Consider the following 21,157-nt stretch of genomic DNA (forward strand, 5'->3'; position numbering starts at 1 on the left):
AAATGCTCAACCACTGGGCGCAGGCGAGATTCATCGTGAATGCCCCCAAGCATGCCGATCGTTAAAGCATTCGCGACAAGGGCGGCAGGACTTCCGAAAAAGCCCGCCGAGCGGCCTGATAAGGTCGTCACGAAGCAATGCTCGCGCGGTGCTCGCCGTGTTGAGCAAGGGCACCAGCGAACTTGGGCGCGGTCTTCCGCATCGCCGACAGGCCTTCGCGCATCGTGATCTGCGGCGTATAGCCCAACTCGGCTTGAGCCTTGCGGATGCTGATGGTGAACGGCTGGCCGATAAGGCGTAACATCTGCCGCGTAATCGGCGGTTCACCCTTGAGGCGCAGCCTACGCCACGCGACGCCCATCATCCCGGCCATCATCCAGGCAATCCTGAACGGGACCGCCTTGTCCGGTGCAGTCACCTCGCGCGTGGCAAGCAACGACGAAATGAAGCTTTTCAACGTGCTCTGCTCGGCATCCGCGACGAAATAGGCGTGGCCGCCGCGACCCGCGTCTGCGGCGAGAAGCAGCGCATGACACAGATTATCGACATGACAGCTCGACATGGCCTGTTCGCCACCGGACACCCACTGCCATCGTCCGGCCTTCACCGTCTCCACCATGTGATCAAGAGTCGGCATCTCGCCGCCCCAAATGAATGGTGGCCGCAGTGCGACCGTCTCCAGACCTGGCCTCACGCCGTTGGCTGCGAGCAAAGCGCACTCACCTTCGGCCTTCGATGATCCATAAGGCGAGAAGGCCCGCGTGTGCAGAGGGAAGCTCTCGTCGACATCGAACATTGGTTCGGGATCGCCCATGACAACGGCCGCGGCACTCACGGCGACCACGCGGCGCACGCTGCTCGTCGCAACTGCAGCTTTGACGACCGAGCGCGTACCCTCGACGTTGACCGTGTCGAAGACTTTCTGCTTTCCCCAAAGCTTGAAGTGCGCGGCCACGTGGAAAACGACCTCGCATCCGTCCATCGCTCGTCGCAGCGATTGTTCGTCGTTGAGTTCGCCGGGGACGACGCTTGCTCCGAGACCCTTCACCTTTGCCTCGCTGTCCGCGCTGCGGGCGAGCGCACGCACTTGCCAACCCTCCCTGAGAAGACGCGCGATCAGGTGACGTCCGACGAAGCCTGAGCCACCCGTCACAAGAGCGAGGCGCGGAGGGCGGGACGATGAAGCGGTAGCAATCATGACGGACCTCTTCTGCTGATGGTCCGATCCTGATGATCACTCGTTCAAAAGTCAACGAACATATTTCATATTTTGTTCGTTTGCGTATTCGGAGACCCACCGTTATTGTGATGGGACCATGAAATCGAAGGATTCCACCTCCGCACCCCCCTCTCCCGACGACGAAAATTCGTTTCGGGCGCAGATTCTGGATGCGGCGCGTGATCAGGTGCGACGTCATGGCGAAGCCAAGACCAACGTTGTCGATGTCGCCCGGGCCATGGGTACGTCACACACGACGATTTATCGCCACTTCCGCTCCAAAGCTGACCTCTTCGATGCGCTCGTCGTCGAGGCCATGCGTGATGAGGAAGAGATGGCGCGTCGCTTCGCGGACGCCAAAGGACCATTCGCAGAGCGGATCGAGGGCATGGTGCTTGCGCTGCACGCCCGCAAGCGCGAACGCTTCGTTGCCGACCCGGAAGTTTACGGGTTGTACCGTCGCATTGTGGAAGAGCGGCCAGAGATCATCGCGGCCTATTCCCGAGCAATGACTTCGCTCATCGCCCGCATTCTCGCTGACGCGAAAAAACGTGGCGAAATCAAAGTTGACGATATTGATGCGGCGGCTGGCGTCGTACGAGATGCAGTCACCGTTTTCGTGCACCCCGCCCACGTCGCAGCGGCGGCCGCAGCTAATCTTCCGAGCGAGAAAATGGCTCGCAACGTCGTACGAACGCTCTGCGCCGGTTTCCGCGCTGGACTTGATTGAAGGCGGGCAGGATCGGCCGGCCGTTGTGGAGCTTCGCCTCCGCCGATCGCGGCGAACTGATGATCTGGGCGAGCCCGGCGGCGCGCGCGGTCCGGCAGGGGACCGAGCGGCGCAGCTACCGGTGCGACGATGTTGCCGGCGCGCTCGGCCGCTACAATCCGATCAACTGATCAACTGGATCGAGCGCGTCGCGCCCGACGGCCGGCTCGTCTTCGGCCGCTTCGACCGGATGGTGCCGCGCGCCCGCGGCCAGGCGCTGCTCACGCGCGCAAGGCGGCGGATTGTCGGCGATCATCTCCTCGAACTGCCACTCGGTCATGTCGCGGTCCTCGCCGCGAGCGGCTTCCTGCAACAGCGCTGGCTGCGCGCCGAGGCCCGCCACTGGCAGCGATGAGCACAGCGCGGGCAACACCTCGCTGCACTGCAACGATCGCTGCAAACTACTCCGAACTACTTCACTGGCAGATGCATTTTGTCGGATTCGCGACACCAACTTTTCTTGACCCCCGCGCCGACCGCTCCTAGCTTCCGCCCCCGCTTGCGGCGATCAACAAACTCATCAAGGGCGGAAACGATGGTTCGCGAATTCGAATACAAGGGAGAAGTGTTCCGGGTGACGGCGCATGGCATTCACGGCCATGAGGAGATCTTCATCGTGCACATCGATGACGGCGTCGAGGGCGGCGAGATCTCGATCGACCGCATGACCGAGGAGAACGATACGTCGGCGCCGCTGGAATCCATCATCGTCATGCTGTGCGACAAACTGATTCCAGAGTCCGCCATCGCCTGCCGAAACCCCGGCGCGCCGTTCGCATGGCGAGAGGGCAAGGTGGTCTATCAGGTGCATGATGGCGTGCAGGCACTGAACCATTGAACACGCAGCGCGGACGGCTCGACGTATGACGACGATGTCGTTTCGGCGCATCCATCCTTGCAGCCGACGTTCAGAAGCCGAACGACGATCGTCGTGACTGCGCCCTCTCCCCCAAGGCGAAGCGAAGCTTCGCCAGGGTGGGAGAGGGCGCAGTATCAGGCAGCGCATGGATCGATAGCGCATTGCGCGGAATGGCTGTAGTCAGATGCGCTGCCGCACGGACGCGGGGTGGAGATCCTGCGCGCAGCGGCAGCTTCGCTGGGCCTTTTCCTGCAGGATCTCCGAGACCATCCGCTCCGTCCCGGTCAGGCCGGTCAGAATGGTGGCGCTAACGGCCATGCCCGGCCTCAATTCGGCGGGAAGGACCGTCTTCAGGCGGATCTTCAGGGCGACGCGGTCTTCGCCGTTCGGCGACCCCGGCGCCGCACCGATCCATTCGGCATCCGCCACATGTCCGTAGAGCCGGATGGACGGCAGGCCCGGCACCTCGATCGTGACCGCCTGTCCGAGCGCGACATAGGTGATGTCGGAGACAGCGAGGACAGCGGTGATGTGGGGCTCGCCCGGCGTGGCCACCGCCATCATCGACCGGTCTGCCGTGACGACGTCGCCGACATGGAGACCGCCCACCGTCACCACGCCGGCGACGGGAGCGATGACGTCGTTCAGCGCGACAGTCGCTGTGTCCGCCTCGCGGGGCGCGATGCGCGCGAGAAGCTGTCCGGCGGCGATCTCCTGATGATCGGTCACGAGCAGTTCACTGACCCGGCCGGGCACGGCCGACCTGACCGGGACTTCGTTCCCGCCGACATAGGCCTCGTCGGTATGAACGAGATACTGGCCGACGGTCACGTAATCGACCATCCACCACAGCGCGATGAACATTCCCACGATCAGGCCAAGCCCGGCGAGCGGCCGCAACGCACGGCCTGCGGACGCAGGCGGTGTCGCCCGCGCATCCGCCGGCGAGCGCTCCTTGTTCGGATTGACCATCCGGGTTCCGCCCGATCCTTGCTGTTCGACCACCGCGCGCTCCCACGACGGCATCGCCTGCGTTGCCGCCCCGACGGGTTTTTCGTGACCATCATGCTCGTTGCGCCGATGTGGCGGCTCCCGGGCCGGTTGATAATGGCGCCGGGACCAAATGCGGTGTTCAGGTTCTCGAAACAATGCCCCTGCCGGCGCGCCCTGCATCGGGTGCAAGCACCAGTTCGGCGCCGGCGACGACATAGCGGACGTAGCGGTAGTCGCGGATGAAGCTGATCTTTCCGTCGCGCCACGCGAGCCACATGACGTAGCTGGGCTCGTGATCCCCGCGGTCCTCGAAGACCGCGATCACCTCCCTGCCCTCGAGCCATGCGGGCGCAAGCCAGATGGTGTCGGCCTTGGCGTAGATCTGGAAGAACATGCCGACATCGGCCGCGCCGGAACGGACGGGATGCGTGGACTGGTTCAGCTTGACGTCGTCGGCCAGCAACGCACGCAAGCCGTCCCAATCACGCCGGTTGAACATCGCGACGTAACGCGCCACCGCGTCGGATGGCGGCCTTGCAGGCGGCGGATCGATGGCGCTGGCGTTGATCTCGCGCAGCCGCGCGCGGCCGCGGGCGAGATGGGCTTTCACCGAATCGAGCGTCAGATCGAGCAGGGCTGCGATCTCCGCGAGCGGCTCGTCCAGCACGTCCTTGAGGATCAGCACGCTACGCTGGTGAAGCGGCAGCGCGGTGAAGCGCGATATGGCGGTTTCGATCGCTTCCCGGCGCATCATCATCTCCACGGGATCGGGCGCGGCGGCATCGACGACGTCGACGGCCGCATCGATCGGCTCCGCGGCCCGCAGCGCGCGGCTGCGCAGCAGGTCGAGCGCGCGATTATGCGCGATGCGGAACAGCCAGGCGCGCGGCGTCGCGACATCAGGCATGTCGTCGACGGCTGCGAACGCGCGGGCGAGCGCGTCCTGCACGACGTCCTCGCCATCGATCACCGAGCCCATCAGCCGCGCGGCATAGCGGTGCAGCTCCGGCCGCAGCCGCTGCGCCAGCGCGACGAGCTCGGTGCGCGCCTCCTCGGATTTGGGCCGGCCGCGGCTCAAGCCGCCGCTCCTTCCATCACCGTGACGCCGTCGTCGCCGTTGAGACCGAACACGACGCCTTCGTCAAACCGCTTGTCCTCCAGCACGGCGATGACGCGATCGCCATAGGCGCGCGGCGGCATCGGCGCGCCGAAGCGGGCGACGAACGCCTCCGGCGTGATGCCCATCGCGCCCGCATAGGCGCCCGCGGCGGTGTCGCCGATGCCGGTGCCCAGGATCATCATGCGCGGCACGATTGCCTGGAAGCGGATGCCGAGCTTGTCGTCCTGCGCCACGCCATTGGCGTATTTGGTCATGAACCAGAGCATGCGCTTGGCGCCGGCGTAGCCGCCCGACATCTGTGACCCGCCCACCGCCGCGCCGCTCGATCCGACCAGGACCCGGCTTCCCGGCTTGAGCGGCAGTTTGAGCGCCGCCTGGATCCAGTACAAGCCCGCTCTGACGTCCGTGTCCCAGGCGACCGAGAAGTCCTGCCAGCTCAGCCGATCCAGCCGGTCCATGTGCGGGGTCGTTCCGGCGTTCAGGATCAGGATGTCCGGCCGGATGTCGCCGACGATGCGATGCGCGGCGGCCTCGTCGGTGACGTCGGCGGCGATCGTCGCCACGGCCAGCCGGTCAGCGGCGGCGCTCAGCGCCTCGGCTCCGCGCGCAACCACGGTCACCTTGGCGCCGTGATCGACCAGCGCCTCCACGATCCCGAGGCCAAGGCCGCGGCTGCCACCGGTGACGACGATCGACTTGTCCTTCAGGCTCATGATGATGCTCCATTGTCCAGATGACATGAAGACGATCGAGGCATCGAAAAGGAGTCAGGCGACCGAATTGATTGTAAGAGTCCCCTTGCGCCAGGGGACGCCGGGCTGGATGTTCCGGCCCTCGTTCAAACATGGGAATCGCCTGATGTCCGTCGACACTGCCGCCGCCACCGATCGCCTGATGCGTTTTCTCGCCGTGCCGGGGGTCACCGGACAGGAGAAGGCGATCGGGCGCGAGATCATGGCGGCGCTGAAGCAGGCCGGGGTGCCGGCCAAGGCGATGCGGTTCGACGACGCCAATAGCCGCATCGCGCTGCCGACCGAGACCGGCAATCTCATCGTCGAGCTGCCCGGCCGCGGCAGCCTGAAGGATCAGCCGCGGCTGATGTTCATGACCCACATGGACACGGTGCCGCTGTGCGCCGGCGCGCAGCCGAAGATCTCGGGGCGCAAGATCGTGAACCAGGCCAAGACCGCGCTCGGCGGCGACAACCGCTGCGGCTGCGGCATTCTGGTGACGCTGGCCGCCGAGCTGATCCGGCAAAAGCTCGATCATCCGCCGATCACGCTCCTGTTCTGCGTGCGCGAGGAGAGCGGGCTGCACGGCGCGCGGCATGTCGATCTCGACGCGCTCGGCGCGCCGAAGATGGCGTTCAATTTCGATGGCGGCTCCGCGTCCAGCATCACGATCGCCGCGGTCGGCGCCGACAAATGGGAGGTCGAGATCTTCGGCCGCGCCTCGCATGCCGGCGTCGCGCCGGAGCGCGGCATCAGCGCCACCATAATCCTGTCGCTGGCGCTCGCCGAGGTCAGAGCCGGCGGCTGGTTCGGGAAGGTGGTGAAGGGCAAGGGCAAGGACGCCAAGCTTGGGACCAGCAATGTCGGCCCGGTCACCGGCGGCGAGGGCCGCCCCGCGGGCGACGCCACCAACGTCGTCACCGACTACATCCATGTCGTCGGCGAGTGCCGCAGCCATGATGCCAAATTCGTCCGCGAGATCAGCAATGCCTACAAGGCCGCGTTCGAGAAGGCCGCCAGGCAAGTCACCAACAGCGACGGCAAGTCCGGCCGGGTCAAGTTCAAGGCGGTGACGGAGTTTCCGCCGTTCCAGATCAAGGACACCCTGCCCGTCGTCAAGCGCGCCACCGCCGCCGTCGCCGACATCGGCGCGACGCCGGCGTTGCGCGCCGGCAATGGCGGCCTCGATGCCAACTGGATGGTCCGCCACGGCATCCCCACCGTCACCTTCGGCACCGGCCAGAACGAACCGCACACGATCGACGAGTGGATCAACCGCGACGAATACGACCGCGCCTGCGCGCTCGCGGTGCGGCTGGCGACGATGGGGTGAGTGACGCGACGCTTCGCCAACGTCGGCACGTCAGACGGCGGTAAGCTTCACGGCGTTCACATTACCGCGCCTGGACGCGGCGGATCGCGTGGGCAGCTCTGCAGCGAGGCGACCTTGCAACACGACCGTGAAGACGACCGCGTCACCCTCGAAGTCGCGGACACGCGCGATCTGCCGGCATTCAAGCGGGAACTGCAGGAGGCGTTCTCGGCTGCCCTGATGGACGAGCTCGGCTCGTTTCCGGATCAGGCGATTCCGTCCGCTGACGATATCGAACAGTCCTTCACCGCGCCGGGCGCCGCGACCTATCATGTGCTGCTGGACGGACGGCGTGTGGGGGGCGTCGTCCTGACCATCGATCCGGTCTCGCAGCGCAATTCGCTCGACCTGTTCTACATCTCGATCCGGCAACATGGCCGCGGCCTCGGGCAGCGCGCATGGCGCGCGATCGAGGCGCGCTATCCCGAGACCCGGGTGTGGCAGACGTTCACGCCCTATTTCGAGAAGCGCAACATCCACTTCTATGTCAACAAATGCGGCTTTCGGATCGTCGAATACTACAACGCGCACAATCCGCTGCCGCACCGGCCTGCCCTGGACGGCATGCCCGACGATGGCGACTTCTTCCGCTTCGAGAAGATCATGCGGCAGGAGCATTGAGGCGGATTTGCCTTACACCTCCTCCGGCGGGATCACGCCCTTGCTGAAGATGAAGCAGCCATAGAAACGGCGCTCGCCGGTGGCGATCACGCAATAGGCTGATCTGGCCATTTCATAAAACGCGTAGCGCTCGACGCCGACCAGCGGCCACGGCCTGCCCTCGGCCGCGTCGATCGCGGCCTGCACCTCCTGCTGCACCGGCGTGACCTCCAGGGGATGGCCGACGACCTCCATGCGCAGGGCGGCATCGTCGATGAAGGTGTCGAGCGGCAGCACCGACAACACCGCCTGAACGGCCCGCGCCGCGCTGACATTGTCGATGCGCAGCAGTTCGCCGAACACGGTCTGCCGCGCGATCGCATCCGCTGGAAAGTTGGTGTCGCAGATCACCAGCCGGTCACCATGCCCCATGGCCCTGAGCGCATAGAGCACGTCGGCATTGAGCAGCGGATCGATCCCCTTCAGCATGGCGTTCTCCCCGTGTTGCTTCGTCTGCCGACCGCCTGCGCCTCGGCCTGGCGCAGGCGCTCGATGTGTTGGATGCGAGTGTCGCAATGGATGCGGCGAGCCGCAATCGTCATGCGTCACTGCGGCAGCGCGTGGGGCGCGTATTGCGCGGCAAAGGCTGCGCTCGGCGGAATCGGCTTGATGACATCGATCAGCACGCCGTTCGGGTCCTGCGTGATGAAATGCCGCTGGCCGAACTCCTCGTCGCGCAGCGGCAGCAGGATCGGCAGCCCGGCCGCGACCGCCTCGGCATGCACCATGTCGACATCCTCGACTTCGAAATTGAGCAGCACACCCGAGGCCCGGCCCCGCGCGGCTTCGGGGATGGTCGCGTGGTCGCCCTTGAGGATCGCGAGATTGACGGCGGGGTCACGTGTCGACTGCAGATGGACGTACCAGTCGGCCTCGAACAGCGGCTGGAACGCCAGGTGCCGGACATAGAACGCGGCCGTTCCGGCGACGTCGTCGGCCATGAGGACGGGGTAGTAGCTGGTGATCTTCATGCTTCCCTTCTCCCTCAAATAAACATACATTCTGTATGTTTCTTGTTTTTAACAAACAGGCAGACTGTATGCAAGTGAAATCGACCCGGCGCAGCAATCCCGAGCGGACCGCCGAGATGCGGGCGCGGCTTGTCGCGACGGCGCGGCGCCTGTTCGTCGCACACGGCTATGCCGCGACCAGCACGCCGATGATCGTCGAAGCGGCGGGGGTCACGCGGGGCGCGCTGTATCATCACTTCGCGGACAAGCAGGCGATCTTTCGCGCCGTGGTCGAAGCGGAGTCCGCCGATGTTGCCCTGGCGATCGCGGCCGCCGACGCGCCGGAGCTGTCCGCGCAGGCGCGACTGCTCGCCGGCGCCAAGGCCTATGTGCAGGCGATGCAGGCCGAAGGCCGCACGCGGCTGCTGCTGATCGAAGGCCCGGCCGTGCTGGGCCGCGACGAGATTCGCGCCATCGAAGCACGCAACGGCGACGCCAGCCTGAAAACCGGCCTCGGCGAGGAGATCGCTGCCGGTGCCCTGCCCCGCCTGCCGCTCGATGCGCTCGCCTCGCTGCTCTCGGCCATGTTCGAGCGCGCCGCCATCGATGTCAGCGAGGGCGTCGCGCCGGCGGATGTGCTCGCCGTGATCGAGCAGATCCTTCGCGGGCTGGCGACGGACGGACGACGCCGCAAGCAAGATGGGGCGCCACGCCCTCACTCTAGGCCGAGCTAAACTCCGAGTCGCCTGCCCTCGCCGACCACGCGGAGATCGATGCTGCCGATCAGGTCCGATCGCAGCGCCTCGGCATCGGCCATCGCCGCCGTGGTCTGCCGCAAGGTGCTGACGTTCGATCCGAGCGACACGATGCCGCCGAGCACCGCGGCAATCGCGCCGAGCAGCGCCACCGCGTTGGACCCGAGCAGGCCGAGCACCGCGCCGAGCAGCAAGGCCGCGCCGACCGAGATCAGGACCTTCGACGCCAGGATGATCTTTCGGCACCGCTCGGCCATGTCGGCCAGCTGCTCGATCCGCATCTCGATCAAGGCGATCTGTCCGCTCCGGTCGTCCTCCTCCATCACCCGCGCCGTCCTCTGCGATCACACTCCTTGCAAGCCGCGAGCTTACGATGCCGGCCCCGCGCGGGCAACCATCCGCGGTCGTGACCGTGTGCGGCAACGCCAGTCGCACGCCCCTGTGGCGGAAGGCAGCGGGCCGGAACAAAGCCTGCGACGCCGGATTGTCGTGGTCGAAATTTCCACTCAGCAAAACGATGAGGCGACCATGGCTGCAGACAGCCTGAAGACACTGCACACGTCCCTGGTTGATGCGCGCAACGGCTATCAGGAAGCCGCCGATGATGCCGAGACGCCGGCGCTCAAGGCGCTGTTTGCCGAGATGATCGCGCTCAAGGAGCGGGATCACGCCGAGCTGCACGACGCGCTGCGGCGGATGGGCGAGACGCCGGACGAGTCCGGCTCATTCATGTCCACGGTGCACCAGACCGTCATCCGCGTCCGCGCCGCGGTGACCGGCCTCGGCACGAATGCGCTGTCCTCCTTCGTCAGTGGCGAGGAGCAGATTCTCGGTCAATACGACGACGCGCTGCAGGACTGCGCCGGTGACGCCGAGACCGCGGCCACGCTGCGCCGGCAGCGCGAGACGTTGCAGGCGAAGATCGCCGAGATGAAGCAGCTCGCAACCTGAGCGCCCGATCGTGCCGAACCTGAAAACCGACGAGCATTTCATGCAGGAGGCGATCAAGGTCGCCACGCAGGATGGCGCGGATCCGTCGCTGTCGCCGATCGGCTGCGTCATCGTGCTCGGCTCCGACGTCATCGCCGCCGAGCGCAATCACGTGTCGGCCAAGCGCGACGCTACGGCGCATGCCGAGATCGAAGCCATCCGCGCCGCCGGCCGCGGCTTCGACGATGGCGAGTTGCGCGGCGCTACGCTCTACACCACGCTGCAGCCGTGCGGCATGTGCACGATGGCGTCGATCTGGAGCAAGGTGGGCCGCATCGTCTACGGCGCCGGCCGCGAGGACGTGCACCAGATGTACTTCGAGGCCCGGCACGTCGACACGCTCGACTTCGTCGCGAACGCCTATCGCGACGACATCTCGATCGAAGGCGGCGTTCTGCGCGAGGCCTGCAGCAAGCTGTACTATCGACCATGGGACGATGTCCCGATCGAGGACCAGGGCAACCGGTAACGCCGGCATTGTCTTCACGCCCCAAACAGCTTGATCTTCAAGCAGCGAGCATGGCCGGCCGTCTCGCGGCCGCATGCGCCCGAGGGCCGCGACAAACTGGCGCGACGGGCAATGTCGGCATGCGCCCCGTGCGCGGCGGAACTCGAAAGGCTGGTCGCAGTTCTAGGTCGGTGGATCCGTCTTCGCGCCTCCCGTGCCGCACGAGGTCGGGCCAGACCTGGAATTGATCTCGCGTTTGACACCGCTCTGTTCGGACCGTCGTCGAGACGTCTCGGCGAGGCCGACATTGGACCCATCAGCCGACCACGGCATACTCATTGGAGGCCAGACATGTCGACCAAAACTGTTCTGCTCGGCCGCACGGCCGTCATCGCTTCGCTGACCGCACTCGCGATCGGCGCCTTGACTCCGACCAGCGCCGAGGCGCGGAACGGGCGCTGGCACGGCGGCGGCGGCGCTGCGGTGGGCGCAGCGCTTGCGGCTGGTGCCATCGGCACCGGACTTGCGATTGCTGCGAGCCGCGACGCCTATGACTACTATGACGGTCCGGTGTATGGCGGCCCAGGGTACTACGGGCCGTCCTATTACGGCCCGAACCCTCACGCCTATGGCTATTACCGCAAGGGCGAATTCCCCTATCAGGTCTATGGCGGCGACAGCCCGAATGCCGTGTGTGCGCAGGGCACGACCTGGAACTGCCGCTGAGCCGCCCCCGATCGAAATCTCGGCGCGACCGTGGTCGCGCCGCTCGTCGTCCGACGGCGTCATGGCCGGGCTCGTCACGGCCATTGATGTTACGCCGCTTAGTCCGGCATCCCGCACGGACGGCCGCGTCGTCCTCGGCACGGACAGGGCGGCTTCATTCCGATGCCGTTCGAAGTCCGGGATGCCGGCGCGGTCAGATTCGGCGCGCATGCCTATTGCCAGGACATCGAGACCGCATCGAGAGTCGCGGCAGCATTCGACACGAGGAGCAGCAGGGCACACGGCGGAGGCCGTTTTTCCGCGCGGATGCCGGCGGCAGGACAACAGATCCACCGCGCGGCTGCCAGCGTTCTGGCGAGAGCCATCAGGAGGCCCCGACCATGCAGCTACATCTGCTCACGACCGCATTCCTGCTGGGATGGATCGCCATGCCGCACCCGAGCGACGCCTCTCCACTCGACTCCTACCGATGGAAGAACCGCCTTCTGGTGGTGACCGGATCCGACGACGCAGCCACGCAGCAGCAACGCCGGATCTACGATGCCGCCAGAGCCGGCATGTCCGAGCGCGCCATCGTCCTGCTGCAAGCCGATGACGACAGCACCTCGTCGCGGCAATTGCGGGCCGCACTCGGCACCGACGGCCGCCGCTTCAGGGTGTATCTCATCGGCAAGGATGGCCACACGGCGTTCGCGTCGGACGAGCCCATTTCGGCCGAGGCATTGTTCAAGCGCATCGATGCGATGCCGATGCGGCAGGACGAGATGCGGCGCGACAGGATGAAGGAGCGCTGACCCGCGACGTGACCCCGCCTACGACAGGTCCGAGCTCCGGTCTCGCTCTTCGAGACGACCGCCCCTGAGGGCGGTCTAACCGTTGAAGCCGCAGATCTTGTCGATCTGCAGATCGTTCGAGAAACCTATCCGCGATCACATCTCAGGGCCGCTCCGGAGCGACTATGAAGCTCCGGAGCTCGCACGCGCCCGATGTCAGGCCGCCCGGACCGTTGTAAGGAACTTGCCGATCTCGGTTTTCAATCGCTCGCTGTCGCGAGACAGTGACTTCGCCGCAGACAAGACCTGGCTCGAGGCAGAGCCGGTCTCGGACGCCCCGCGTTGGACCTGAACAACGTTGGTCGACACCTGTTGCGTGCCGGAGGCCGCCTGCTGGACGTTGCGGGAGATTTCCTGCGTCGCCGCCCCCTGCTGCTCGACCGCCGCAGCAATGGTCGAGGCAATCTCGGACAACTTTTCGATCGTCGTGGAGATGGCCCTGATCGCATCGACGGATTCGTTGGTCGCCGTCTGGATGCTGCCAATCTGCTGGCCGATTTCGCCGGTCGCCTTGGCCGTCTGCTCCGCGAGAGCCTTGACCTCGGTCGCAACCACCGCGAAACCACGTCCCGCCTCGCCGGCGCGCGCCGCCTCGATGGTGGCGTTGAGCGCCAGAAGATTGGTCTGCCCGGCGATGGTGTTGATGAGTTCGACCACGTCACCGATCCGACCCGCGGCCTTGGAGAGTTCGGCGACCTGTTCGTTGGTCTTGCGCGCCTGCCCGACGGCCTCGTTCGCCATCCGCGCGGACTCCTGCACCTGACGGCTGATCTCCGTGACGGAGGATGACAACTCCTCGGTCGCCGAGGCCACCGATTGAACATTCGTCGAGGCTTCTTCCGAGGCGGCGGCCACCGACGTGGACATCTCCTGAGAGCGTTCCGCGGTCTTGCTGAGACTGCCGGCTGAGGCCTCGAGCTGTGTCGATGCCGACGACACGGTGTCGACGATCTCGCCGACGGCCTGTTCGAAACGGTTGGCCAGATCCAGCATGTCGCGGCGCCGCTGCTCGACCTGCCTGCGCTCCGTCTCCTTCTGCTCCGCCTCGAGGGCCTGCACGCGGATCGCGTTGTCCTTGAAAACCTGCACGGCCTTCGCCATCTCGCCGACTTCGTCGCGGCGATCGGCGTAAGGAATGACAACGCTCAAATCCTGGTCGGCCAGCCGCCCCATTGCCACCGTCATGCTGGTGATGCCGCGCGTCACGGCCGAGTTCAGGATCAGCAGCGAGAGCAGCGCGATGACCGCCATCACGACTCCACCGACCATGATGGCCATTTTCGAGGATGCGAGAGCTGCATCAGCGGCCTCCGCGCGGGTGTGCAGCAGCGACGCCTCAGCGTCGATCACCTCTTTCACGAGGCCGCGCAGTCCATCCATGTACTTCTTGCCGGCGCCGGAGGCTTCGAGATTGCGCGCCTCCGCGATCGTCTGCGGATTGCGCATCAGCGCGATTTCCTTTTCAGCGACGTCCTGCCGCCAGCCTTTGGCGGCCGTCTCGATCTGCTCCAGCCGATGTTGCTGGGCGGCATTGTCGGACGTCAGTTGCCTCACTTCCTTCAACGCAGTCTTGAAAGCCGCGTCCGCATTTCGGTAGGGCTCGAGAAAGTTGTCCGTCCCGCCGACCAGAAAGCCGCGCACGCCGGTTTCGGCATCCACCATCGCCGAGACGAGCGCCTTGGTCGTATCGATCACCTGATAGGTGTGGACCGTCCATTGGTTGTTCTGGGCGAGCGTACCAAGGTTCTGCCACGTTACGACGTTCGCCACCAAGGATACGATGATCGTCAAGAGGAAGGCGGCACCAATCTTACGTGACGTCTTCAAATTCATCAGGAAGGACAGCACCTTTTTAGCTCCCAACAGGCCGCGCCCCCGCGGCAGGCAAGAATTGCGACCATGCAACTCGCCTCCCATGCTGGCCGATCGCCGTTAATCGCCCATTAACCCTCCCTCGTAGTACTACGGACTATCGGAATACCGTGATGACATATCTCGATGAGTTTCCAGGGGATAGCAGGCGAAGCCGATCTCACGTCTCCGCATAGCGGCGTTCGAATGCCCAGACGTCCTCGAAGCCGATCAGCTTGTTGAATTCCGCGAAAGAGAACATCGTGTCGGACAAGGTCGTGGTGCCGTTGTCCCTGAGATCGGCATAGGCCGTCTCGAGCGCCTTGGCGGTCGCGAGAAAGCCGACCGCGGGGAAGATCGCGAGCGAAAATCCGATTTCGGCAAGGCGCTTGGCCGGCAGCATCGGCGTCCGCCCACCATTGACCATGTTGGCGACGAGCGGCGTCTTGATGCGCCGGCCGATATCCACCATCTCCGCCTCGGTCTCCGGTGACTCGATGAAGACGATGTCGGCGCCCGCCTCTGCATAGGCCTCGCCACGGCGCAGCGCCTCGTCGAGGCCGAGCGATGTCCGCGCGTCGGTGCGCGCGACGATGAGGAAATCGCGGCTGCTGCGGCTGTCACTGGCGACCTTGATCTTGCGAACCATGTCGGCCATCGGCACCACGCGCCGGTTCGGCGTATGGCCGCACTTCTTGGGAAACTCCTGGTCCTCGATCTGGATCGCGGTTACGCCGGCCGCCTCATAGCCGCGCACGGTGTGGCGGACATTCAAGAGGCCGCCATAGCCCGTATCTGCGTCGGCGATGACCGGCGTCTTGGTCATGCGGCAAATGCAGCCGATGCGATCGATCATCTCCGTGTAGGTCGCGAGCCCGGCGTCGGGAAGGCCGAGCGCGGAGGCGACCGTGCCGTAGCCGGTGACATACAGCGCCTTGAAACCCATGCGATCCGCCATCAGGGCCGAGATGAGATCATAGACGCCGGGCGCGACAATGAACTCGCGGGCTTCGATCGATGTTTTGAGCGCGGGGGATGCCATGAATACCTCGTTGCTTGACGTTGCGATGGAGTGAGAGGAATTGCAGCACAGGCAGTGCCGCACGACAGTTGTTAGGACGAGTTTGTTGTGACAGAGTAGCTCGTCACTGACGCGGAGCATGCATGAGCGAACTTGATATCTACGCCAAACAGGGATTTGCGCAGACCGTCGGCCTCGGCGATCGCCCGGCCGTCGTGGTCGTGGACTTCATCAACGGTTTCACCGACCCCGATCATTTCGGCGGCGGCAACATCGATCCTGCGATCGAGCGCACCGTCGAACTGCTCGAATTGGCGCGGGCGTGCGGACTTCCGATCGCTCATACGCGGGTGGTCTATGCCGACGACGGCAGCGACGCCGGCGCCTTTGCGAGGAAAGCCCCGGGCCTGCTGAAGCTCACCGAGACCAGCCCGCTCAGCCAGTTCGTGCCGCAATTGCAGCCGCGCCCGGGCGAGTTGATCGTCAAGAAGCGACACGCATCGGCCTTTTTCGGCACCGACTTCAGCGCCTGGCTGACGTGGAACAGGATCGATACGCTGCTGGTGGCGGGATGCACGACCTCGGGATGCGTTCGTGCCACCGTCGTCGACAGCTCTGCGCATAATCTGCGGACCGTCGTGGTGACCGACTGTGTCGGCGACCGGGCGATCGCGCCGCATGAAGCCAATCTGTTCGACATGGGACAGAAATATGCGGACCTGATGCCGCTTTCGGATCTCCGCCAGCACTTGACCTCGCATCATGCGGCGTCGCTGGCTGACGCGACGATCTGAGCGTCGCTTCCGAGAATGACGTGACGCGCGGCCGCGATATGGCTGCGCATCACCGCCCCCGCCCATTCGCTGTCGCGCCGTTCGATTGCCGCGACGATCTCGCAATGATGGGCCGCGCTGCGCTGGAGATCCTCATCGTCGTAGCGGCTGAAGGTTCGCATGGTCAGCGGGATCTGGATGATGGTCTTCAGGAGCGGCCCCAGCCGCTTCACGCCGGATGCGTCGTGCAGCAGCTGGTGAAACTCCGTGTTCAATTCGGCGATCACCTCCAGATGATGCTCGCCGCGCTCGCGCGCCGCCACGCTCATGCGCTCGGCGAGCTCGCGCAGCCGGGCGAGCTGCTCGGGCGAACGCCGCACGGCGGCCTGCTCTGCGCCAAAACTTTCCAGCACCATGCGAAGGCTGAACACCTCCTCGGCATCGGAGCGTTCCCAGCTCAGCACATAGGCGCCGCGGTTGGCGACGAAATCGACCAGACCCTCGGCGTGCAGCCGGCGCAGCGCTTCACGAACCGGCGTCCGGCTGACGCCGACGGCATCGGCGAGATCCTCCGCCTTCAGATGTGAGCCGCCGGGATATTTGCCGCCCAGGATGCCCTCCCGGATCGCGGCATAGGCCCTCTCGACTGCTGCTGCCATTTGCCTCCCCGCTCTCTCTTGTCTGCGGCATTCGCGCCGATTCGGACTATATATAGCCGCTCGCGCTGCTAGTAGCGCTCCAGCAGAGGCCCCCAACCCGGGATTTTGTCGTCGATCCCCGACGCCCGCAGCGCGTGGTGGTAGATGGCGGTATTGATCGCGATCACGGGCTTGCCGAGCCAGATCTCGGCGCGGGCCGCGAGCGCGGCCATCGCCAGGTTGGTGCCGACCTGCACGATGGCCTCGACATCCGGCGCGTTGACCGCGACGATCGCATCGCGCAGCCGCGCCTCGCTCACATGGGCAATCGCCACCGGACTTTCGCATTTCAGTCCGAGGATCTTCGCGACCGAGAAGCCGGCCTCCTCGAAGAAGCGCACGACGTTCTCGTCGCCGACCGGAAAATACGGCGTGATCACCGCGATCCGCTTGACCCCGATCAGCTTGAGCACGGACTCGACCGCGTCCGAGCCGGTGGTGACCGCGATGCCGCTGTGCTGCTCGAGCTCCTGCTTGAGCCGCCGGGCCGCGGCATAGCCGTCCCAAAACGACTCGGCGGAGATGCCCAGCACCAGACGGTCCGGCTCCATCGACATGGCGCTGTCGACGGCTTCGATCTGCGCCGCTGCGATCAATTCGACCAGGCGCTGGAAGTCGTCATTGCTGCGCAACGCCATGTTCGGGATGCGGATCCGGCTGATGTGGTTGGTGACGCCGACCGGGCGCATGCCGTCGAATTCAGGCTGCACCGACGTATTGGTCGACGGCACCAGGACCGCGAACTTCTTGCGCCATCCGAGCGCGTCGGTCATTCGGATTCTCCTTGAAAGTCAGCAGACGAAATGGGTGTCATGACGCGTTGTTGCACGTGCGCCGATGCCCTGGGCACCGCAGCGAGCAGCTTCTTCGTGTAGTCGTGACGCGGCTCGCGCAGCACCTGCGCCGGCGTGCCCTGCTCCACGATCACGCCGGCCTGCATCACCGCCACCTCACTGCAGAGATGATGCACGAGCGCCAGATCGTGGCTGATGAAGATCATCGTCAGACCGAGACGCTGGCGCAGCGAGATCAACAGACGCAGGATCTGCGCCTGCAGCGACACGTCCAGCGACGACACCGGCTCATCGGCGACCAGCAGCTCCGGCTGCATCGCGAGCGCCCGCGCGATCGCGACGCGCTGGCGCTGACCGCCCGACAGCTGGTGCGGATAGCGGCCGCGCAGCTCGGCATCCAGCCCGACCATGCCGAGCAGGTCCGTGGCTGCGGACGCGCGCTGCGGTTTCGGCGTGCCGGCGAGCGCCAGGCTTTCCTGCAAGGTCCGCTGCACCGTCTTGCGCGGATTGAGCGAGGCCGTCGAATCCTGGAACACCATCTGGAAGCGGCGACGAAACGGATGCAGCGCCGCGCCGTCGAGGGCGCTGATGTCGTGGCCGTCGAACAGGATGCGGCCCGAGCTTTGTCGCTCCAGCCGCATGATGATCTGCGCCAAGGTCGACTTGCCGCAGCCGCTTTCACCGACGACGCCGAGCACGCCGCCGCGCGGAACCTTGAGGCTGACGCTGTTCACGGCATGCAATTGCTGGCGGGCGCCCAGCAGCCGCGGCAGCAGCCGGCGCTCGAGTTCGAACGTCTTGCAGATGTCGACGAGTTCGAGCAGCGCGGTCATGCGGCCGCCTTCCAGCAGGCGATGCGGCCGCTGGCGACGAGCCGCACCGGCGGCCTGTCAGCGCATTGCGCGACCCGCGCGCCGCAGCGGGGCGCGAACGGACATCCCGTGGTGAGCCGTCCGGCCACCGGCGCCGACCCTTCGATCGTATGAATGACGCCCGGCAGATCGGACAACCGCGGCACGCAGGCGAGCAGCGCACGCGTATAGGGATGCGCGGGAGCAGCAAACAGCGCGTCGACCTTGCCCTCCTCCATCAGCATGCCGCCATAGAGCACGACGGCACGGTCGCAGAGCTGGGCCATCAGGTCGAGATTGTGGGTGATGAACAGCACGGCAAGGCCGAGCTTGCGCCGGAGGTCGCCGAGCAAATCGACGATCTGCGCCTGCACGGTGACGTCGAGCGCCGTGGTCGGCTCGTCGGCGATCAGCAGCTTCGGGCGGCAGGCGATGGCCATCGCGATCAGAACCCGCTGACGCATGCCGCCCGAGAATTGATGCGGATATTGTCGCAGGCGGGCCTCGGGATTGCGGATGCCGACCATGTCGAGCGCCTCGACCGCGATCCGCGTTGCCTCGGCGCGGCTCGCCTTGCGGTGCGCGGAGATCACGTTGGTCAGCTGCACGCCGACGGTGAAGGCCGGGTTGAGCCCCGACATGGCATCCTGAAACACCATGGAGATGGCACCTCCACGCAGGCGGCGCAGCGCGGCCTCGCCGGCATCGGTCAGATCCTGGCCATCGAACCGGATGCGCCCCTTGAGGATGCGGAGCGGCGGCCGCAGCAATTGCAGGATCGCGAGCGCGGTCTGGCTCTTGCCGGATCCGGATTCACCGACCAGGCCGATCGCCTCTCCGGCGTCGAGCGACAGGCTCAACCCGCGGACCAGCTCGATCATCCCGCCGTCAGCGGGATAGCCGATATGGAGATCGTCGAGCTCCAGCAGCGCCATCTCACGCCACCATCGACAGGCTGGCCGCGCTGCGCGGATCGAGCAGCTCGCGAAGTGCGTCACCGAGAAGATTGAAGCCGATCACGCTCAGCGAGATCGCAAGGCCGGGAAAGACGTAGGTCCACCACTCGCCGGAGAAGATGTATTTGCGCGCGTCGGCCAGCATGCCGCCCCAGCTCGGGTTCGGCGGCTCCACGCCGAGCCCGACGAAACTCAGGCTGGCTTCGACCACGATGCCGACACCGATCAGAAGGGTCGCCTGCACGATCACCGGCGACAGGCAGTTCGGCAGCACGTCGCCGAACATGATGGAGAGCCGCGACGCGCCCTGCATCCGCCGCGCCCGGACATAGTCCGCCTGCCCTTCCACCAGCGCGCCGCCATAGGTCACGCGCGCGAGCGGCGGAATGTAGAGGATGCCGACCAGGAGGATGATCTTGCTCTCGTTCGGCAGCAGCCAGGGCCCGACCGGCACGGGGCCGACGCCGACGATGCCGACCACGGCGATCGCCCAGATCAGCATCGGGATCGCGGCGAGGCCATCGACCGTGCGCATCGCCGCCTGCTCCCAGAAGCCTCTCGCGACACCGGCGCTGACGCCAAGCGCAATGCCGCCGGTCAGGCCGATCGCGACCGCGAGCAGGCCGACGGTGAGCGAGGGCCGCGCGCCCCAGATGATGCGGCTGAGGATATCGCGTCCGGTCTGATCGGTGCCCATCCAATGCAGCGCGCTCGGCGGCGCGAGCTTGCGGCTCAGATCGACGGCGAGCGGATCATAGGGCGCGATCCACGGCGCCAGCAGCGCGGTGGCGGCCGCCGCGAGCACGAGCGCGAGGCCGATCCGGCTCTCCAGGCGCCATCCAGCTCCGCTCATCGCGACAACCTCGGATCAAGCCAGGTGTAGAGAAGATCGGCCAGCGCATTGGCGGCGATGAAGACCGCGGTGATGACGAGCACGACGTTCTCGATCATCAGATAGTCACGCCGGAAGATCGCGCTCAGCAGGGCCCGCGACATGCCGGCGATATTGAACACCTGCTCCACGATCAGCGACCAACCGAACATGTAGCCGAACGACATCGCGGCGACGGTGACGACCGGCGGCAAGGCATTCTTCAGGACGTAGACCAGGATGCGGCGCCGCGGCAGTCCCATCGCCTGCGCCACCCGGACGTGGTCGGCCCTCAACACATCGGCCACGGCCGAGCGCGTCATCCGGCTGATGATGGCGACGTAGTAGATGCCGAGCGCAATCGCCGGCAAGGTCATCGACTGCAGATGCGCGACGACCCCGTCCCGCCAGGGCACGTAGCCGCCGGCGGGAAACCAGCGCAGCGCCACCGCGCCCCATGCGATCAGCATCAGCCCCAGCCAGAAGCTCGGGATCGACACGCCCGCGACCGACAGCACCCGCGCGACCTGATCGATCGCCCGCCCCTCATAGAGCGCGGAGAGAACGCCCAGGGGAATGGCCGTCGCGAGCGAGAACGCGAAGCCGAGCACGACGAGCTCGAAGGTGACCGGAAACGTATCGGCGATCTGGCTCGAAATGGGCGTGTCGTCGATCACGGAGTTGCCGAAATCGCCGCGCGCCACGCCGCCGATCCACGACGCGTATTGCTTCCACAGCGGCCGGTCGAGCCCGTGATCCCGGTCGAACTCGGCGATGTCAGCCTCGGAGGCATCGGCGCCGAGCACCACGCGCGCCGGAGATACCGGGATCGTATGGACGAGCACGAACAGCACCAGGCTGACGCCTGCCAGCGTCACGATCGCGCCCATGATGCGGTATGCGATGGCGATCACGAT

The 21,157-nt window shown here is 65.8% G+C and carries 27 protein-coding genes; 11 read left to right on the top strand and 16 right to left on the bottom strand.

The window, feature by feature from the left end; all coding sequences use genetic code 11:
- Positions 1 to 127: 127 nt before the first annotated feature.
- On the bottom strand, positions 128 to 1,198 hold the full coding sequence (locus tag ACQR0Z_RS30330; RefSeq protein ID WP_434857344.1) for an NAD-dependent epimerase/dehydratase family protein: 1,071 nt from the start codon (positions 1,196 to 1,198) through the stop codon (positions 128 to 130).
- Between the two features lie 118 nt (positions 1,199 to 1,316).
- Between ACQR0Z_RS30330 and ACQR0Z_RS30335 the strand changes: the two genes are divergently transcribed.
- Positions 1,317 to 1,949 carry a TetR/AcrR family transcriptional regulator gene (locus tag ACQR0Z_RS30335; protein WP_434921063.1) on the top strand — a complete coding sequence of 211 codons (633 nt, stop codon included), beginning with the start codon at positions 1,317 to 1,319 and terminating at the stop codon, positions 1,947 to 1,949.
- A gap of 23 nt (positions 1,950 to 1,972) precedes the next feature.
- The gene (locus ACQR0Z_RS30340; protein WP_434921064.1) at positions 1,973 to 2,119 is read left to right on the top strand and encodes a hypothetical protein; all 147 of its coding nucleotides are present in this window, start codon (positions 1,973 to 1,975) and stop codon (positions 2,117 to 2,119) included.
- Here ACQR0Z_RS30340 and ACQR0Z_RS30345 read toward each other — a convergent pair.
- Positions 2,101 to 2,376: a hypothetical protein gene (locus ACQR0Z_RS30345; RefSeq protein ID WP_434921065.1), complete on the bottom strand. Its 276-nt coding sequence runs from the start codon at positions 2,374 to 2,376 to the stop codon at positions 2,101 to 2,103. The genes ACQR0Z_RS30340 and ACQR0Z_RS30345 overlap by 19 nt on opposite strands.
- Before the next feature lie 147 nt (positions 2,377 to 2,523).
- Here ACQR0Z_RS30345 and ACQR0Z_RS30350 point away from each other — a divergent pair, with 147 nt between their 5' ends.
- Positions 2,524 to 2,826, top strand: coding sequence for a hypothetical protein (locus ACQR0Z_RS30350; protein ID WP_434875697.1), 303 nt, complete (start codon positions 2,524 to 2,526; stop codon positions 2,824 to 2,826).
- Between the two features lie 201 nt (positions 2,827 to 3,027).
- Here ACQR0Z_RS30350 and ACQR0Z_RS30355 read toward each other — a convergent pair whose 3' ends face one another.
- From ACQR0Z_RS30355 to ACQR0Z_RS30365, 3 genes are read right to left on the bottom strand one after another with little or no spacing between them, the layout of a single operon-like run.
- Positions 3,028 to 4,020, bottom strand: coding sequence for an HlyD family secretion protein (locus tag ACQR0Z_RS30355; protein ID WP_434921066.1), 993 nt, complete (start codon positions 4,018 to 4,020; stop codon positions 3,028 to 3,030).
- Positions 3,980 to 4,918: a sigma-70 family RNA polymerase sigma factor gene (locus tag ACQR0Z_RS30360; RefSeq protein WP_434921067.1), complete on the bottom strand. Its 939-nt coding sequence runs from the start codon at positions 4,916 to 4,918 to the stop codon at positions 3,980 to 3,982. Before ACQR0Z_RS30360 ends, ACQR0Z_RS30355 begins: the two co-directional genes overlap by 41 nt.
- Positions 4,915 to 5,673: an SDR family oxidoreductase gene (locus ACQR0Z_RS30365; protein ID WP_434921068.1), complete on the bottom strand. Its 759-nt coding sequence runs from the start codon at positions 5,671 to 5,673 to the stop codon at positions 4,915 to 4,917. Before ACQR0Z_RS30365 ends, ACQR0Z_RS30360 begins: the two co-directional genes overlap by 4 nt.
- Before the next feature lie 145 nt (positions 5,674 to 5,818).
- On the opposite strand from ACQR0Z_RS30365, the gene ACQR0Z_RS30370 reads away from it, so the two are divergent.
- Positions 5,819 to 7,024, top strand: a complete 1,206-nt coding sequence (locus ACQR0Z_RS30370; RefSeq protein WP_434921069.1) for a M20/M25/M40 family metallo-hydrolase — start codon at positions 5,819 to 5,821, stop codon at positions 7,022 to 7,024.
- A 114-nt stretch (positions 7,025 to 7,138) separates the two neighbouring features.
- On the top strand, positions 7,139 to 7,684 hold the full coding sequence (locus tag ACQR0Z_RS30375; protein ID WP_434857352.1) for a GNAT family N-acetyltransferase: 546 nt from the start codon (positions 7,139 to 7,141) through the stop codon (positions 7,682 to 7,684).
- 12 nt (positions 7,685 to 7,696) lie between these two features.
- Here ACQR0Z_RS30375 and ACQR0Z_RS30380 read toward each other — a convergent pair whose 3' ends face one another.
- The gene (locus ACQR0Z_RS30380; RefSeq protein ID WP_434921070.1) at positions 7,697 to 8,152 is read right to left on the bottom strand and encodes an RbsD/FucU family protein; all 456 of its coding nucleotides are present in this window, start codon (positions 8,150 to 8,152) and stop codon (positions 7,697 to 7,699) included.
- 116 nt (positions 8,153 to 8,268) lie between these two features.
- On the bottom strand, positions 8,269 to 8,694 hold the full coding sequence (locus tag ACQR0Z_RS30385; protein WP_434921071.1) for a VOC family protein: 426 nt from the start codon (positions 8,692 to 8,694) through the stop codon (positions 8,269 to 8,271).
- Positions 8,695 to 8,762: 68 nt separating this feature from the next.
- On the opposite strand from ACQR0Z_RS30385, the gene ACQR0Z_RS30390 reads away from it, so the two are divergent.
- On the top strand, positions 8,763 to 9,407 hold the full coding sequence (locus ACQR0Z_RS30390; RefSeq protein ID WP_434921072.1) for a TetR/AcrR family transcriptional regulator: 645 nt from the start codon (positions 8,763 to 8,765) through the stop codon (positions 9,405 to 9,407).
- Here the strand turns inward: ACQR0Z_RS30390 and ACQR0Z_RS30395 are convergent.
- Positions 9,404 to 9,751 carry a hypothetical protein gene (locus ACQR0Z_RS30395; RefSeq protein WP_434857356.1) on the bottom strand — a complete coding sequence of 116 codons (348 nt, stop codon included), beginning with the start codon at positions 9,749 to 9,751 and terminating at the stop codon, positions 9,404 to 9,406. The two genes, ACQR0Z_RS30390 and ACQR0Z_RS30395, sit on opposite strands and share 4 nt — an antisense overlap.
- Before the next feature lie 205 nt (positions 9,752 to 9,956).
- On the opposite strand from ACQR0Z_RS30395, the gene ACQR0Z_RS30400 reads away from it, so the two are divergent.
- From ACQR0Z_RS30400 to ACQR0Z_RS30415, 4 genes are all read left to right on the top strand, one after another.
- A complete protein-coding gene (locus ACQR0Z_RS30400; protein ID WP_434921073.1) occupies positions 9,957 to 10,379 on the top strand; it encodes a ferritin-like domain-containing protein in 423 nt (140 codons plus the stop codon).
- Positions 10,380 to 10,389: 10 nt separating this feature from the next.
- A complete protein-coding gene (locus ACQR0Z_RS30405) occupies positions 10,390 to 10,887 on the top strand; it encodes a nucleoside deaminase (RefSeq protein ID WP_434921074.1) in 498 nt (165 codons plus the stop codon).
- Between the two features lie 330 nt (positions 10,888 to 11,217).
- Positions 11,218 to 11,592 (top strand): hypothetical protein, encoded by a 375-nt coding sequence (locus tag ACQR0Z_RS30410; RefSeq protein WP_434875687.1) that lies wholly within the window; start codon positions 11,218 to 11,220, stop codon positions 11,590 to 11,592.
- A gap of 380 nt (positions 11,593 to 11,972) precedes the next feature.
- Positions 11,973 to 12,386 carry a DUF4174 domain-containing protein gene (locus ACQR0Z_RS30415; protein ID WP_434875686.1) on the top strand — a complete coding sequence of 138 codons (414 nt, stop codon included), beginning with the start codon at positions 11,973 to 11,975 and terminating at the stop codon, positions 12,384 to 12,386.
- 195 nt (positions 12,387 to 12,581) lie between these two features.
- Here ACQR0Z_RS30415 and ACQR0Z_RS30420 read toward each other — a convergent pair whose 3' ends face one another.
- Both ACQR0Z_RS30420 and ACQR0Z_RS30425 read right to left on the bottom strand, forming a co-directional pair.
- Positions 12,582 to 14,258: a methyl-accepting chemotaxis protein gene (locus ACQR0Z_RS30420; RefSeq protein WP_434921233.1), complete on the bottom strand. Its 1,677-nt coding sequence runs from the start codon at positions 14,256 to 14,258 to the stop codon at positions 12,582 to 12,584.
- 199 nt (positions 14,259 to 14,457) lie between these two features.
- Positions 14,458 to 15,318 (bottom strand): isocitrate lyase/PEP mutase family protein, encoded by an 861-nt coding sequence (locus ACQR0Z_RS30425; protein ID WP_434921075.1) that lies wholly within the window; start codon positions 15,316 to 15,318, stop codon positions 14,458 to 14,460.
- A gap of 122 nt (positions 15,319 to 15,440) precedes the next feature.
- Here ACQR0Z_RS30425 and ACQR0Z_RS30430 point away from each other — a divergent pair, with 122 nt between their 5' ends.
- Positions 15,441 to 16,091, top strand: coding sequence for an isochorismatase family protein (locus ACQR0Z_RS30430; RefSeq protein WP_434921076.1), 651 nt, complete (start codon positions 15,441 to 15,443; stop codon positions 16,089 to 16,091).
- Here the strand turns inward: ACQR0Z_RS30430 and ACQR0Z_RS30435 are convergent.
- The 6 genes from ACQR0Z_RS30435 to ACQR0Z_RS30460 form a co-directional block, all read right to left on the bottom strand.
- Entirely contained in the window at positions 16,058 to 16,729 is a 672-nt protein-coding gene (locus tag ACQR0Z_RS30435) for a GntR family transcriptional regulator (protein WP_434875683.1), read from the bottom strand. The genes ACQR0Z_RS30430 and ACQR0Z_RS30435 overlap by 34 nt on opposite strands.
- Before the next feature lie 68 nt (positions 16,730 to 16,797).
- Entirely contained in the window at positions 16,798 to 17,541 is a 744-nt protein-coding gene (locus tag ACQR0Z_RS30440) for a maleate cis-trans isomerase family protein (protein WP_434921077.1), read from the bottom strand.
- Positions 17,538 to 18,395 carry an ATP-binding cassette domain-containing protein gene (locus ACQR0Z_RS30445; protein WP_434921078.1) on the bottom strand — a complete coding sequence of 286 codons (858 nt, stop codon included), beginning with the start codon at positions 18,393 to 18,395 and terminating at the stop codon, positions 17,538 to 17,540. Before ACQR0Z_RS30445 ends, ACQR0Z_RS30440 begins: the two co-directional genes overlap by 4 nt.
- On the bottom strand, positions 18,392 to 19,348 hold the full coding sequence (locus ACQR0Z_RS30450) for an ABC transporter ATP-binding protein (RefSeq protein ID WP_434921079.1): 957 nt from the start codon (positions 19,346 to 19,348) through the stop codon (positions 18,392 to 18,394). The genes ACQR0Z_RS30445 and ACQR0Z_RS30450 overlap by 4 nt, the downstream gene beginning before the upstream one ends.
- A 1-nt stretch (position 19,349) precedes the next feature.
- Entirely contained in the window at positions 19,350 to 20,222 is an 873-nt protein-coding gene (locus ACQR0Z_RS30455) for an ABC transporter permease (RefSeq protein WP_434921080.1), read from the bottom strand.
- On the bottom strand, positions 20,219 to 21,154 hold the full coding sequence (locus ACQR0Z_RS30460) for an ABC transporter permease (RefSeq protein ID WP_434921081.1): 936 nt from the start codon (positions 21,152 to 21,154) through the stop codon (positions 20,219 to 20,221). Before ACQR0Z_RS30460 ends, ACQR0Z_RS30455 begins: the two co-directional genes overlap by 4 nt.
- Positions 21,155 to 21,157: the final 3 nt, after the last annotated feature.

Origin of the sequence: Bradyrhizobium sp. HKCCYLS3077, assembly GCF_051167555.1 — a bacterium.
Classification (GTDB): Bacteria; Pseudomonadota; Alphaproteobacteria; order Rhizobiales; family Xanthobacteraceae; genus Bradyrhizobium.

Excerpts from the sequence above, each read along its gene's own strand:
- ACQR0Z_RS30400 (WP_434921073.1), top strand. The coding sequence starts at position 9,957 with ATGGCTGCAGACAGCCTGAAGACACTGCACACGTCCCTGGTTGATGCG.
- ACQR0Z_RS30415 (WP_434875686.1), top strand. The coding sequence starts at position 11,973 with ATGCAGCTACATCTGCTCACGACCGCATTCCTGCTGGGATGGATCGCC.
- ACQR0Z_RS30355 (WP_434921066.1), bottom strand. The coding sequence starts at position 4,020 with ATGCAGGGCGCGCCGGCAGGGGCATTGTTTCGAGAACCTGAACACCGC.
- ACQR0Z_RS30390 (WP_434921072.1), top strand. The coding sequence starts at position 8,763 with ATGCAAGTGAAATCGACCCGGCGCAGCAATCCCGAGCGGACCGCCGAG.
- ACQR0Z_RS30380 (WP_434921070.1), bottom strand. The coding sequence starts at position 8,152 with ATGCTGAAGGGGATCGATCCGCTGCTCAATGCCGACGTGCTCTATGCG.
- ACQR0Z_RS30335 (WP_434921063.1), top strand. The coding sequence starts at position 1,317 with ATGAAATCGAAGGATTCCACCTCCGCACCCCCCTCTCCCGACGACGAA.
- ACQR0Z_RS30430 (WP_434921076.1), top strand. The coding sequence starts at position 15,441 with ATGAGCGAACTTGATATCTACGCCAAACAGGGATTTGCGCAGACCGTC.
- ACQR0Z_RS30420 (WP_434921233.1), bottom strand. The coding sequence starts at position 14,258 with ATGAATTTGAAGACGTCACGTAAGATTGGTGCCGCCTTCCTCTTGACG.
- ACQR0Z_RS30425 (WP_434921075.1), bottom strand. The coding sequence starts at position 15,318 with ATGGCATCCCCCGCGCTCAAAACATCGATCGAAGCCCGCGAGTTCATT.
- ACQR0Z_RS30440 (WP_434921077.1), bottom strand. The coding sequence starts at position 17,541 with ATGACCGACGCGCTCGGATGGCGCAAGAAGTTCGCGGTCCTGGTGCCG.
- ACQR0Z_RS30350 (WP_434875697.1), top strand. The coding sequence starts at position 2,524 with ATGGTTCGCGAATTCGAATACAAGGGAGAAGTGTTCCGGGTGACGGCG.
- ACQR0Z_RS30445 (WP_434921078.1), bottom strand. The coding sequence starts at position 18,395 with ATGACCGCGCTGCTCGAACTCGTCGACATCTGCAAGACGTTCGAACTC.
- ACQR0Z_RS30435 (WP_434875683.1), bottom strand. The coding sequence starts at position 16,729 with ATGGCAGCAGCAGTCGAGAGGGCCTATGCCGCGATCCGGGAGGGCATC.
- ACQR0Z_RS30330 (WP_434857344.1), bottom strand. The coding sequence starts at position 1,198 with ATGATTGCTACCGCTTCATCGTCCCGCCCTCCGCGCCTCGCTCTTGTG.
- ACQR0Z_RS30370 (WP_434921069.1), top strand. The coding sequence starts at position 5,819 with ATGTCCGTCGACACTGCCGCCGCCACCGATCGCCTGATGCGTTTTCTC.
- ACQR0Z_RS30365 (WP_434921068.1), bottom strand. The coding sequence starts at position 5,673 with ATGAGCCTGAAGGACAAGTCGATCGTCGTCACCGGTGGCAGCCGCGGC.
- ACQR0Z_RS30385 (WP_434921071.1), bottom strand. The coding sequence starts at position 8,694 with ATGAAGATCACCAGCTACTACCCCGTCCTCATGGCCGACGACGTCGCC.
- ACQR0Z_RS30395 (WP_434857356.1), bottom strand. The coding sequence starts at position 9,751 with ATGGAGGAGGACGACCGGAGCGGACAGATCGCCTTGATCGAGATGCGG.
- ACQR0Z_RS30455 (WP_434921080.1), bottom strand. The coding sequence starts at position 20,222 with ATGAGCGGAGCTGGATGGCGCCTGGAGAGCCGGATCGGCCTCGCGCTC.
- ACQR0Z_RS30450 (WP_434921079.1), bottom strand. The coding sequence starts at position 19,348 with ATGGCGCTGCTGGAGCTCGACGATCTCCATATCGGCTATCCCGCTGAC.
- ACQR0Z_RS30410 (WP_434875687.1), top strand. The coding sequence starts at position 11,218 with ATGTCGACCAAAACTGTTCTGCTCGGCCGCACGGCCGTCATCGCTTCG.